Source organism: Solirubrobacter ginsenosidimutans (assembly GCF_027587205.1).
Genome location: NZ_JAPDOD010000001.1, coordinates 67308 through 79423 on the forward strand (window position 1 = coordinate 67308; position 12116 = coordinate 79423).

A 12116-nucleotide genomic window follows, 5' to 3' on the forward strand; every position below is an offset into this window, starting at 1 on the left:
CTCACGAAAGTCGACGCTCGCTCACCATCCCATGAGTTTTAGGGCCTGAGCTCGCGCTTGAGGACCTTGCCTGCCGCATTGCGCGGCAGGCTGGTCACGAAGTGGATGGCGGTCGGCTTCTTGTAGCTCGCCAGGTGCGCCCGGCAGTGGCCGATGAGCTCGTGCTCGGTGCAGGCGCCGACGACGAAGGCCACCGGCGTCTCGCCCCAGCGCGGGTGGGGGACGCCGACCACTGCGACGTCGGCGACCGCCGGGTGCTCGCGCAGCACGCGCTCGACCTCGGCGGGGTAGATGTTCTCGCCGCCGCTGACGATCATGTCCTTCTTGCGATCCACGAGCCGCAGATAGCCCTCCGCGTCGCGGGTGGCGAGGTCGCCGCTGTGAAACCAGCCGCCGGCGAACGCCTCCGCGGTGGCGTCGGCGTCGTTCCAGTAGCCCTGCATGACGAACGGACCGCGGTAGACGATCTCGCCGACTCCGTCGACCTCGTCTTCGAGCCGCAGTTCGACGTCGCGCATCGGCTTGCCGACCGAGCCCATCTTGCGGGTGGCGTCAGGGCCTTTGAGGAGCGTCGTCGCGCCGGACATCTCCGTCTGGCCGTAGGCGCTCACGATGTCCACGCCGGGGTAGGTGCGCGCGAGCGCCTCGAGGGTCTTGCGGGAGGCCGGCGCGGCGCCCCACATCGCGACGCGCAGCCGCGTCCGCTGCGCGATGGCGGTGACCTGGTCCCACTGCGTCGGGACGAAGATGCACATCGTCACGGCGTGCTGCTCCATCAGCCGCACGGCATGCGCCGGGTCGAAGCCCGTCGTGGGGGTGAGGATCGCGGTGGCGCCGAGCGCCAGGAACGGCAGCATCCCGTTGATCCCGCCGATGTGAAAGAGCGGCTGGCCGGACAGCCAGACGTCATCGGCGGTCGCGCCCATCTCGTGGATCCAGCTCAGCGTGGAAGCGACCAGGTTCGCATGCGTGAGGACTGCGCCCTTCGGACGACCGGTCGTGCCGGACGTGTAGCAGAGCAGGGCGGGGTCGGACGATTCGATCGGGGCCCGCGGCGCGGGCTCATGGTCGAGTGGGCCGTCGACGAGCACGGCCGCACCGCAGTCGGCGAGGATGTAGTCGATCTCGTTCTGGGTGAGGCGGAAGTTGATCGGGACCGCGATCGCCCCGAGTCGCAGGCAGGCCAGCAGCGTCTCGGGGAACTCGAGGCCGTTGTGGAGGAGCATGGCGACGCGGTCGCCCGCGCGTACGCCGCGGGCGGCAAGTGCGCCGGCGACGCGGGAGGCGCGCTCGTGCAGCTCTCGATGGGTGCGCTCGACGCCGTCGAAGACGAGGGCAACGCGATCGGAGTGCTCGTGGTCGAGCAGCTCCGTCAGGTGCTGAGCACCGTGCACGCGCTCACTCCCGGCGCCCCGTAGACCTGGGTGAAGCCGACCCGCGCAGGCCCTGGGATCTGGCGCTCGCCGGCCTCGCCGCGCAGCTGGAGCACGACCTCGTGCACCTGGCGCAGCCCGGAGGCGCCGATCGGCTCGCCGTTGGCCAGGCAGCCGCCGTCGGTGTTGACCGGCAGGCGCCCGCCGATGCGCGTCGCGCCTGTCTGGATCAACTGCTCCTGTTCACCGTGTTGGCAGAGTCCGGTCTCGGCGAGGTGCATGATCTCGGCGCCCGACTCGGTGTCCTGGAGCTGGGCGACGTCGACGTCGTCGGGGCCGATGCCCGCCTGCTCGAACGCCGACGCGGCCGCCTCGGCCGTGGGCGACACGCCGTCATGCACCGGGATCGACGGGCTGAAGACCTCGAAGGAGCCGAAGCGGCGCGTCTTGAACACCGCCGAGCGCAGGTAGACGGGCGAGTTGCTCGCGCGTGCCTGCTCGCCGCGTGCGAGCACGAGCGCCACCGCGCCCTCGCCGGGCGAGCAGAACATGTACTGGCGCAGCGGGTCGTTGACCATTCTCGAGGCGAGCACGTCCTCCTCCGAGAGCGGCTGCCGGCGCCACGCGTTCGGGTTCAGGCTGCCGTTCTCGAATGCCTTGCTCGCGACCTTGGCCAGCGTCGACTCGCTGATCGAGTGCTGGGCCATGTAGCGCTGGATCTTCATCGCGAAGAACTGGGTCGTCAGCATCAGGCCGGTCTCGCCGTACCAGGAGCCGATACCCCACTCCTCGGGCAGCGGGTTGAAGGCGCCCGGCGGGTGCTTGTCGAAGCCGACCACGAGCGCCGTCTCGGCGCTGCCGGCGGTGAGCATCGCGTGCGCCGTGATCAGCGCGGACCCGCCCGTCGCGCAGCCGTTCTTGACGTTGATGAACGGCACGCCGGTGAGCCCGAGCACCGACACCGTCGTGTCGGCGTTGCCAGCGGCGTCGGAGCCGCCCGCGGCGAAGTCGATCTGCTCCCAGCCGAGGCCGGCGTCCTGGAGCGCGGCGCGGGCGGCATGCGCGGCCATCTCGAGCCCGGAGACGCCGGCGTGGCGGCCGAAGGGGTGGATGCCCAGGCCGATGACGGCGATGTCGTCGCTCATGACACCGGCCGGAACGCGAACGTGGCCTCGGGGATCAGCGTCAGCTCCATCTCCATGCCGATCTGGAGTTTCGCGGGGTCGGACTCGGTCAGCCGCGCCTCGACGCGCACCTCGCCCGGCAGCTCGACGTACCCGACGCCGTAGGGCTCGAACGCTTCCGGGCCTGTGTAGGGCGGGGACTTCGGGCGGAAGTGCTGGATCGTCCAGCTCCAGAGCGTCCCGCGGCGCGCGAGCCGGCGCTCGATGACGTCCGTGGACGTGCAGCGCGGGCAGGTGCCCTGGCGCGGGAAGCTCACGGTGCCGCAGCGGCGGCACTCCGAGCCGAGCAGCACGGGCTCGCTCGGCGTGCCGGCGAGCAGCTCAGCGTGCATGCGCGCGCGAGGGGAAGGTGATCGCGGGCGAGCGGCCGACCATGTAGCGGTCCATCCGCCCGTCGGCGTCGAGGTGCGCGACCGCGAGGAACGTGCCGATGAAGCGGCCGTCGTCCCAGCGCGTCTCGCCGAGCGCGAACTCCGTGTCGCCGTCGATGGCCGTGTGGACGACGTAGTGCGCCCAGCCGTCCATGTCGCCGGCGTCGACGAACTCGCGCAGCTGCTCCTTGCCGCCGCGCAGTTGCGTGGCCTTGCGATCGTCCCCGTTCGCCCATTCGATCGCGAACTCGACGTCGTCCGAGACGAGGTCGAGTGACGAGTACGGCTCTGGGCCGTCGAGGGTCTCGAAGTAGCGCTCGAAGAAGCTCATGCCGCGGTGCGCTCCAGCTCGGGGGCCGCGGGCGGCAGGCCGATCAACGCGAGCTCCAGTTCGGTGTAATAGTCGGCGATACGGCTCAGCGCGATGATCCCGTTCGGCCGGTACCAGTGCCAGATGCTGTTGTAGAGGCCGAGCACGGCACGCGTGAGCAGGCGCGGGTCGGTCTCCGGGATCGCGCCGTCGCGCATCGCGGTGGCGAGGAAGCTCGCCCAGGCGAACTCCAGCTCGCGCATCCGCGACCGCGCCGCCAGGCGGGCCTGCTCCTCGCGCTCGGAGCTGCTGGGGCTGGACAGCCGGCCCTGCTCGGCGACCAGCACGCGGTTGCGGTTGACGTCGTGCTCGGAGAGGTCGAAGCACCCGGCCAGCACCGCCTCGAACGCGCGCACGGGATCCCGCTCGTCCGCGACGATGGCGACGAACCGGCTGCGGAAGTCCTCGATGGCCTCGTCCATGATCTCGTACAGGCAGTGCTGTTTGGACTCGAAGTAGTGATAGAGGGCGGTCGCGCCGACGCCGACGTCGGCCGCGATGTCGGCCCACTTGGTGTGCTCGTATCCGTCTCGGCCGAAGCGATCCGTCGCCGCGATGAGGACCTCTTGCCGCTTGCTGCGTCCGCGGCGGCCCTTCTGCCCTTCCTGAGCTGAATTCATCTTGGTGGAAGCCTAGCAGTTGTCGGGCTCACATCAAAGGAAGTGGACGGCCTAGTTCGCTTCAGTTGCGACGACGTCTGCGAACTTACGTAGCGCGGCCTCGCGGCGGGTGGGGATGTGCTCGCTGGGCAGGCCGGTGGCCGGCACCGCGTAGCGGCGCAACTCGTGGCGCGCGACGAGCTCGCGGTGCACCTCGTCGGCGCCGTCCACGAAACGCGCGTGGCGGGCGAAGCGGTAGAGCATCTCCAATGGCATGTCACCCGAGTAGCCGAGCGCGCCGTGGATCTGCACGGCGCGGTCGATCACGTCGTGCAGCACGTTGGCACCGAAGAACTTGATCATCGAGACGTCCGTGCGGGCGGCGCTCGAGCCGTGGTTGTCCATCAGCCACGCGGCGTGCAGGGTCATCAGCCGGGCCGCCTGCATCTCGGCGGCGGAGTCGGCGATCCACGCCTGAACGGTCTGGGTGTCCTTGAGCAGGCCGTGCTTGACGGGGCGGTAGAGCGCGCGCTCGCACATCGCGTCATAGGCGCGGCGCGCCATTCCCAGCCAGCGCATGCAGTGGTGGATGCGGCCGGGGACGAGCCGCTTCTGGGCGATCAGGAAGCCCTCGCCCTCGCCGCCGAGCAGCGCGTCGGGGCCGAGCTGGACGTCGGCGTAGAAGATCTCGGAGTGGCCGCCGAGGACCCCGAAGCGCTCCTGCGGGTGCTCCATCGTGGGCACGTCGCGCACGATCTCCACCCCGGGGGCGTCGACCGGCACGATGAACATCGAGGCGCGGCGGTGCGGGGGAGCGTCGGGGTCGGTGACGGCCATGACGATCAGGAAGTCGGCGATCGAGCCGTTGGAGGTGAACCACTTGTGCCCGTTGAGCACGTAGCCGTCTCCGTGCTTCGTCGCGCGAGTGATCAGCTGCGTGGGATCCGAGCCCGGCGTCTCCGGCTCGGTCATCGAGAACGCCGAGCGGATCTCACCGGCGAGCATCGGGTGCAGCCAGCGCTCCTTCTGCTCGTCGGTGCCGGCGAGCGCGAGGATCTCACTGTTGCCGGAGTCCGGCGCCTGGCAGCCGAACACGGGCGGCGCGTAGATCGAGGTCCCGAGGATCTCGTTCATCAGCCCGAGCTTGACTTGGCCGAAGCCTTGGCCGCCGAGCTCGGGCGGGAGATGCGCGGCCCACAGGCCGCGCTGCTTGACCTGCTCCTGCAGCGGCGCATTGATCCGATCGAGATCGGCCTGGGTCAGACGGTCCTCGATGGCCTCGATCGGCCACACCTCTTCGCGCACGAAGGCGCGCATCCACTCGAGCTGGCGCTCGAACTCGGGGTCGGTGCTGAAGTCCCAGGCCACGTGGTCGTCCTTTCGACAGAACTGAACTCGGATAAGTTAGCAGGACCGGTGCCGTAAACTTGTCGCGTGACCGACTCCGACGACGATTCGACGTTCGGGCAGTTCATCCGCCATCAGCGCGAGATGCAGGACCTGACGATGCGCCAGCTCGCCGACCTGGTCGGCATCTCGAACCCGTATCTGTCGCAGATCGAGCGCGGGCTGCGCGAGCCGTCGGAGAAGGTGGTGGAGGCGATCGCCGACAACCTCGAGATGTCGGCTGAGACGCTCAAGCACTATCGGCCGCGTCCGGCGGCGGCAGAGTCCGAGGAGTCGGCGGTGGTGGCCGCGATCCGGGCCGATCCGGGGCTGGGTGCGAAGGAGCGGGCGGCGCTGATCGAGGTCTACGAGGCGTTCGTGGCCAGAAAGCACTGAGCCGCGGCGCCCTTATGAGGCGCCGCGGCTCAGGAGTCGCCGCAGGAGGAGGGGGAGGTTGCGGCGAAGCTCTAACGGGCGTCGACGAACTCGCGCGCGGCGCTCGTGTAAGTCTTGGTGAGCTCACGCGCGAAGTCGGCCTGTGTGGCGGCGATCGTCTGCAGCCACTCGACCTTGGTCGCGCCGGCGGCCTTCTCGTAGCCGTCGACGAACTGGGCGGCGACCTTCTCGTAGGAGTCGAGGTAGGCGGCGCCGGCCTTGCGGCCGTTCTCGGCGGCCTTCTCGTTGAACTCGGCGACCTTGGCGGTGGCCTTCTCGTTGAACTCGGCGACCTTCTCGGCGGTGGTGTCGATGGGGGCGGTCTTCGTCTGCGTGGCCATGTCGTTTCCTTTGGTCGGGGGCTGCTTGCTTGTGTTAGCAAGATTAGCAAGCGAGTTGGCTAAGTCAAGTGACTTCAGGTAAATTTCTCGGCATGCTCCACTTTGAATCCGTCGGCGAAGGCCCGGCGGTGCTGCTGATCATGGGCCTCGGCCTCCCGGGCGACGCCTGGTGGCGGACCGTCCCCGTCCTCGCGCGCTCGCTCAGGGTCGTGACGTTCGACAACCGCGGCTGCGGACGCAGTGAGCGTCCGGCCGGCGGGCTGACGCTCGCGGGGATGGCCGCGGATGCTGTCTCCGTACTCGACGCCGCGGGAATCGCCCGCGCACACGTGTACGGGATCTCGATGGGCGGGATGATCGCCCAGGAACTCACACTGCGACACCCGGAGCGCGTCGATTCGCTCGTGCTCGGCGCGACCTCCGCGGGTGGCGCCGCCGCGACGCCGCCCGACCGCGAGACGCTGGCCTTCCTCGGGCGCCGCGCCACGGTCCCCGACGAGGAGGGCCGCTGGGCGTCCGTGCCGTACGTGTACAGCGAGCGCACGCGTCACTCGAGCGGCGAGCGCATCGGCGAGGACTTCGCGCGCCGGCGTGCGTATCGGTTCGACCCCGTCGGCTACGGCGCGCAGCTCGCCGCCGCGACGGGGCACGACGCGGCAACGCGGCTCGGTGACATCGCCGCGCCGACGTTGGTCGTACACGGCGCCGAGGACCGGATGATCCCGCCGGCGAACGGCCGTGCGCTCGCCGCGAGGATCGCGGGTTCGCGCCTGCTCGAGCTCGACGACGCGGCGCACCTGTACACCACCGACGAGCCTGCTGCCGACGAAGCGGTACTCGAGTTCCTGGCCCGCTAGGTGCTTGAAAGTCAACCGCGCGGGGTGGGGAAGGCCCTCGCCGTGGTCGGCCGTGCGCGTTTGAGGGGCGGAGTGCGGGTTTCGATCAGGTTCGGACTGGTCGAGTTGGCGCGCGGGTGGGGGTGCGGAACGAGAGCTGCCTGACAGGCAGCCCTGGTTACACACCCCCTCGCCGCCCGTGGAAGCGGCCCCCTGCCCACGCGGGGCAGTCGGCGTTCGTCCCGCTAGCCGACGGCGTCGAAGAAGCGGGCGACCTCGGCGTCGGCCTCCGGCGCCTCGGTCGTGTAGAGGTGGCCCGTGCCCTCGAGGAGGTGCAGCCGGCCTTCGGGGAGGCGGCTCGCGATCAGATGGGCGTTGGCCACGGGCACGACGCGGTCGTCCTCGCCGTGCATCACGAGCGCGGGGACCTGGATGCGGTGCAGGCGGCTCGCGCAGTTGTGCATCGCGGCGGCCATCAGGTGGGCCTTGTAGGCATCCTCGTCGAACGTGTAGGCGAGGCGGTGGCGGATGTCCTCGGCGATGCGGTCGGCGTGCTTCTCGCGACAGCGGCGGCCGTAGTTGTACGCCACCGACGCCCAGGCGGCCTCCTCACGCGGCCGTTGGTCGCGGTTGTAGAAGAACGACATGACCTCCTCGTCGGCTGTCTTGGCGCGGCGGCCGCCGGGCGTCGTCGCGCCGAGCACGAGCGAGCGGACGCGCCGGGGGTGGCGCAGCGCGATCTGCTGGGCGACCATGCCGCCGAGCGAGAGCCCATAGACGTCGGCCCGCGTGATGTCGAGCGCGTCGAGCACGGCGACGGCGTCGTCGGCGAGCGCTTCGGTCGTGTAGGCGGGCGTGAGGCCGCGCGAGCGCCCGACGCCGCGGTTGTCGAACGTGATCACACGGAAGTCGCGGCTGAGCGTGTCCACCGTTCGCCACCACGCCCCGCCGCTCAGGCCGAGGCCCATGACGAGCAGCACGGGCCGGCCCTCGCCGGTGCTCTCCCAGTACAACTGGGTGTGCAGGTCAGGGTGCGCGGTGCCGGTGGCGGTCGCTGGGCGCATTAGAGCAACCATAGAGCACGGTTAGCAAGTTAGCTTCAGTTCTGCCAACCCTCCCGGGAAGCCGGACGAACGAGAGTTATTTGAAATGACTTCAGTTCTGGTGTAGGTTGCCCGCCATGAACGCTCCTACACACATCCGCCGCTTCGTCGTCCCCACCGTCCGCGAGCTCGGTCTTTCTCACGGTACCCGCGACGTCCCGCCCGAACAGCGCGTCGCGCGCCCGACGCAGCGCTCCCTCGTCGCCGCGTCGCTGCTCTTCTGCCCCGGCCGCGCGGGACGCGGCTGATGCAGGCCTTCCAGCTCGTCGAGTGGCAGCAACCGCCCGTCCTGCGGGACGTGCCGGTCCCGGAGCCGGGTCCGGGCGAGGTGCTCGTGAAGGTCGGCGGAGCGGGTGCGTGCCACTCCGACCTGCACCTGATGGAGTGGCCGGCGGGGTTTCTGCCCTATGAGCTCCCGTTCACGCTCGGGCACGAGAACGCCGGGTGGATCGAGGCGCTCGGGCCGGGCGTGAAGGGTTGGGAGGTCGGCGAGGCCGTCGCGGTCTACGGGCCGTGGGGCTGCGGACGCTGCCGCCCGTGCCGGACCGGGCTGGAGACCCTGTGCGAGCGCGCGGCGCAGCTCGGGGCGGCCGGCGGTGGCCTCGGCCGCAACGGTGGCATGGCCGAGTACATGCTCGTCCCCGACCCGCGGCTGCTCGTGCCGCTCGGGGATCTCGATCCCCGCGACGCGGCGCCGTTGTCCGACGCCGCGCTGACGCCGTACCACGCGATCAAGCTCGCGCTCCATCAGCTCGTCCCAGGCACGAGCGCAGTGGTCATCGGCGTCGGCGGCCTCGGCCACATGGCCGTGCAGATCCTGCGCGCGCTGACGCCTGCCCGCGTGATCGCCACGGACGTCGATGCCGCCAAGCTCGCGCTCGCGGTCGACGTGGGCGCAGATCACGCGATCGAGGCCGGCGAGGACGCCGCGGCCGAGATCCGAGAGCTCACCGGTGGCATCGGCGCCACGCTCGTGCTCGACTGCGTGGGCAGCAACTCCACACTCACGCTCGACACGCAGGTGGTCGCCAAGGGCGGGGCCGTGATGGTCGTCGGCGTGGCCGGCGGCACGCTGGAATACCGCTTCAACACGCTGCCGTCCGACGCGAGCCTGACCCACCCGTATTGGGGCAGCATCGTCGAACTCGGAGAGGTGCTCGAGTTGGCGCGCGCGGGTCGCATCACGCCTCACGCCGAACGCTTCCCACTCGAGCGCGTCGCCGACGCGTACGAGCGGATGCAGAGCGGCACCCTCTCCGGGCGCGCCGTCATCACGCCGCACGGCTGAGCCGGGCTAAGCCTGGATCCCCCGATTCTCGCGGGCCCTCGCGGCCGTGGACAGCGCTCCTCGCCGATCGGCCGGGACCCGAAGGGAACCACCCTGAGGGTGCCCGGCCGATCGACGATCAGCGGTGCCCACGACCACGAGTCATCCACGATCGATCGGTGGATCCAGGCTAAGCCAGCGGCAGCGCCACGGTCAGGACGGTGCCCGCGCCGGCCGGGCTGTCGATCCGCATCCTTCCTCCGAGGGCGGCAGCGCGATCAGCGATCCCGAGCAGCCCGTACCCGTCAGGGTCGGCGCCGCCGACGCCGTCGTCGCGGACCTCGACGGTCAGCGTGCCACTGCTGAGCGTCGCGATCACCCCCGCGGTCGCCGCGTGCGCGTGCTTGACGACGTTGGTCAGCGCCTCCGCGACGATGAAGTACGCGCTCGACTCGATCTCGGGCGGGAGCCGCGTGCGGGGCACCTCCACGTGGATGGGGAGGGCGAGGCGCGCGACGAGGCTGTCGATCGCGTCCGCCAGGCCTCCGCGGGTCAAGACGGCCGGGAGAATCCCGTGGGCGAGCTCGCGAAGCTCGACGTTGCCCTGCTCCGCGTGGTCCAGCGCCTCGGCGAGGAGCGACGCCGACAGCTCCGGGTCCTCGCGGTGCACGCGCTGCGCGAGCTTCAGGGTGACGATCGAATGCACGAGGCGCTGCTGGGCGCCGTCGTGAAGGTCACGGGCGACGCGGCGCCGCGCTTCGTCGCCCGCGGTGATCACGCGCGCGCGGGACGCGGTGAGCTGATCGCGGCTGTGGGCGTTGGCGATCGCGGTGTCGATCAGTCCCGCCAACTCGGCCAGGCGCTCCTCGGAACCGGTGGGCGGGAGCTCTCCCGCCTTCCAGCTCGCGGCGATGACTCCCCAGAGGCGGCTCTCGACCGTGATCGGCGCGCCGATCGTCACGTGGATGTTCGTACGCCGGGCGAGATCGGCGACGTCGCCGTGCCCCTCCTCCGAGAGGTCGATCCGCGCTGGACGGCCGCTCCGCAAAACGCGGGCGGTGACGCTGTCTCCCTCGAGCGACACGCGCATGCCGGCGCGGACGATGGACGGGTCCTGGCCGATCTGGGCGACGATCATCGCCTCCTGCGAGCTCTCGTAACGCATCATGCCGGCCTGCGCCGCTCCCAGCAGCTGGCGCACCTCCGCGATGACCGCGTCGAACAGGTCCGTCGGTGCGGCCTCCTCCGCGACGAGCGTCGCCACCCGGCGCAGTACCGCCTGCTCGGCCGCCAGGCGCTGGAGCTCGGCGCGCGCCTCCGCGTTGGCGATCGCGGTGGCGACCAACTCCGTGAACTGCGAGACGTGGCGCTCGGCGTCCGCGGGGAAGGGCTGCTGCTCGTAGTGGGCGACGACCATCGCGCCCCACGGGCGCCCCCTGACGAGGATCGGGCACCCGACCGCGGCGCGGATACCGTGCACCTTCGCGCGCTCGGCGATCGATCCGTCCGCGCTGTCGTAGTCGTCGAGGCGCACGGGACGACGCTCGCGGTACACCGTCGCCGAGATGCCACTGCCGTCGAGCGGCATTCGCACGCCCACGCGGATGCCGCCCTGCGGCTGCTCCCCGCACACGGCGACCACGGTCGCGGTCCCGTCGGGCTCGTAGCGCAGGATCGCGGTGTCGATCCGCTGTCCGAAAACGCCCGCCACCTCCGTGGCGACCTTGGCGAACAGCTCCTCGGCCGGTGCCTCCTCGGCCACCAGCGTGGCGACGCGCCGCAGAGCGGCCTGCTCGTCCAAGAGGCGGGCGAGCTCGACGCGCGCCTCGGTGTTGGAGATCGCGGTGGCGATCAGCTCCGTGAACTGCTCGAGCCGTGGCCCGGCATCGTTCGGCATCGTGGCGCCACGCAGGGCCGCCGCGACGATCGCGCCCCACAGGCGGCCCGCGACCCGGATCGGACAGCCGATCGCGGTGTTGGTCTTCAGGCGGCGCGCGCGCTCACCGATCTCGCCACTGGCCTCCGGGCCGACGTCGTCGATGCGGGCCGGCCGGCCGCTCCGCGCGATCTTCGTGACGACGTTCACCCCGCCGAGCGGCAGTCGCGTGCCGGTCGTGACCACCTCGCCGAGCCTGCCCCAGCCGGCGACGACCGTTGCCGTCTGCTCGCCGTCGAAGCGGATCAGGCCCGACGAGGCGGCGTCGAGGAGCCGCCCCAGCTCCTCCGCGACCGCGTCGAACACGTCCGGCGGTGGGGCCCCGCGGGCGACGAGCATGGCGACCCGCCGGAGCGCCGCCTGCTCGTCGGCCAGCCGCGTGAGCTGCTCGCGGGTCTCGCTGCTGGAGATGGCCGTCGCGACCAGCTCCGTGAAGTCCGCGAGCCGTTCCTCGATCCGATCCGGCAGCGGCATTCCCTTCGCCATCGCGACGCCGATGTGTCCCCACCCCGCGCCGTCGACGACCACCGGCGCCGCGGCGGCCGAACCGATCCCCACGCGCACCCCCGCCTCCACGGGATCGCCTGCGATGTCTTCCGCGACGTCCTCGATGCGGACCGGTTGGCCGGTCCGCATCTGCTCCCTCATCGCCACGAGCGAAGGGTCGTTCCACGCCCACTTGGAGCCGGCCGGGAACGGGTTCGGTCCGTCGCCCCAGGTCCCCGCGATGGTGACGCTCCCGTCCCGCTCCCACCGGTAGATCTGCACCAGCCGGGGGCGCAGCAGCTCCGCGACCTCACGAGCGATCGCCTCGAAGATGATCACCGGCGCCGCACCGTTGGCCACGAGGACCGCGACCCGACGGAGCGCCGCCTGCTGCTCCGCCATCGTCAGATCCGAGGCAGACATGAGAGG

13 protein-coding genes are annotated in these 12116 nt (G+C 70.9%); 4 read left to right on the forward strand and 9 right to left on the reverse strand.

The genetic code is table 11. The features are described from left to right. Positions 1-38: 38 nt before the first annotated feature. The 6 genes from OM076_RS00350 to OM076_RS00375 are packed head-to-tail and all read right to left on the reverse strand — an operon-like array spanning position 39 to position 5265. Positions 39-1394 carry a class I adenylate-forming enzyme family protein gene (locus OM076_RS00350; RefSeq protein ID WP_270037288.1) on the reverse strand — a complete coding sequence of 452 codons (1356 nt, stop codon included), beginning with the start codon at positions 1392-1394 and terminating at the stop codon, positions 39-41. Further along, positions 1373-2518 (reverse strand): thiolase family protein, encoded by a 1146-nt coding sequence (locus tag OM076_RS00355; RefSeq protein WP_270037290.1) that lies wholly within the window; start codon positions 2516-2518, stop codon positions 1373-1375. The genes OM076_RS00350 and OM076_RS00355 overlap by 22 nt, the downstream gene beginning before the upstream one ends. After that, the gene (locus OM076_RS00360) at positions 2515-2889 is read right to left on the reverse strand and encodes a Zn-ribbon domain-containing OB-fold protein (RefSeq protein WP_270037291.1); all 375 of its coding nucleotides are present in this window, start codon (positions 2887-2889) and stop codon (positions 2515-2517) included. Before OM076_RS00360 ends, OM076_RS00355 begins: the two co-directional genes overlap by 4 nt. After that, entirely contained in the window at positions 2879-3259 is a 381-nt protein-coding gene (locus OM076_RS00365; RefSeq protein WP_270037292.1) for a hypothetical protein, read from the reverse strand. Before OM076_RS00365 ends, OM076_RS00360 begins: the two co-directional genes overlap by 11 nt. Continuing rightward, the gene (locus OM076_RS00370) at positions 3256-3918 is read right to left on the reverse strand and encodes a TetR/AcrR family transcriptional regulator (protein ID WP_270037293.1); all 663 of its coding nucleotides are present in this window, start codon (positions 3916-3918) and stop codon (positions 3256-3258) included. The genes OM076_RS00365 and OM076_RS00370 overlap by 4 nt, the downstream gene beginning before the upstream one ends. A gap of 51 nt (positions 3919-3969) precedes the next feature. Next, complete coding sequence (locus tag OM076_RS00375) at positions 3970-5265, reverse strand: acyl-CoA dehydrogenase family protein (RefSeq protein WP_270037294.1); 1296 nt, start codon at positions 5263-5265, stop codon at positions 3970-3972. A 66-nt stretch (positions 5266-5331) separates the two neighbouring features. Between OM076_RS00375 and OM076_RS00380 the strand changes: the two genes are divergently transcribed. Next, complete coding sequence (locus OM076_RS00380) at positions 5332-5679, forward strand: helix-turn-helix domain-containing protein (protein WP_270037295.1); 348 nt, start codon at positions 5332-5334, stop codon at positions 5677-5679. Positions 5680-5750: 71 nt separating this feature from the next. Here the strand turns inward: OM076_RS00380 and OM076_RS00385 are convergent, their stop codons facing one another. Further along, a complete protein-coding gene (locus tag OM076_RS00385; protein ID WP_270037296.1) occupies positions 5751-6059 on the reverse strand; it encodes a phasin family protein in 309 nt (102 codons plus the stop codon). 92 nt (positions 6060-6151) lie between these two features. Here OM076_RS00385 and OM076_RS00390 point away from each other — a divergent pair, with 92 nt between their 5' ends. Beyond that, positions 6152-6916 (forward strand): alpha/beta fold hydrolase, encoded by a 765-nt coding sequence (locus OM076_RS00390; protein ID WP_270037298.1) that lies wholly within the window; start codon positions 6152-6154, stop codon positions 6914-6916. Positions 6917-7140: 224 nt separating this feature from the next. On the opposite strand, the gene OM076_RS00395 is transcribed toward OM076_RS00390, so the two are convergent. After that, the gene (locus OM076_RS00395; protein ID WP_270037299.1) at positions 7141-7959 is read right to left on the reverse strand and encodes an alpha/beta fold hydrolase; all 819 of its coding nucleotides are present in this window, start codon (positions 7957-7959) and stop codon (positions 7141-7143) included. 116 nt (positions 7960-8075) lie between these two features. On the opposite strand from OM076_RS00395, the gene OM076_RS00400 reads away from it, so the two are divergent. Beyond that, on the forward strand, positions 8076-8246 hold the full coding sequence (locus OM076_RS00400) for a hypothetical protein (RefSeq protein ID WP_270037300.1): 171 nt from the start codon (positions 8076-8078) through the stop codon (positions 8244-8246). Continuing rightward, complete coding sequence (locus OM076_RS00405; protein ID WP_270037301.1) at positions 8246-9286, forward strand: NAD(P)-dependent alcohol dehydrogenase; 1041 nt, start codon at positions 8246-8248, stop codon at positions 9284-9286. The genes OM076_RS00400 and OM076_RS00405 overlap by 1 nt, the downstream gene beginning before the upstream one ends. Before the next feature lie 169 nt (positions 9287-9455). Here OM076_RS00405 and OM076_RS00410 read toward each other — a convergent pair whose 3' ends face one another. Beyond that, positions 9456-12110 carry a GAF domain-containing protein gene (locus OM076_RS00410; protein ID WP_270037302.1) on the reverse strand — a complete coding sequence of 885 codons (2655 nt, stop codon included), beginning with the start codon at positions 12108-12110 and terminating at the stop codon, positions 9456-9458. Positions 12111-12116 lie beyond the last annotated feature (6 nt).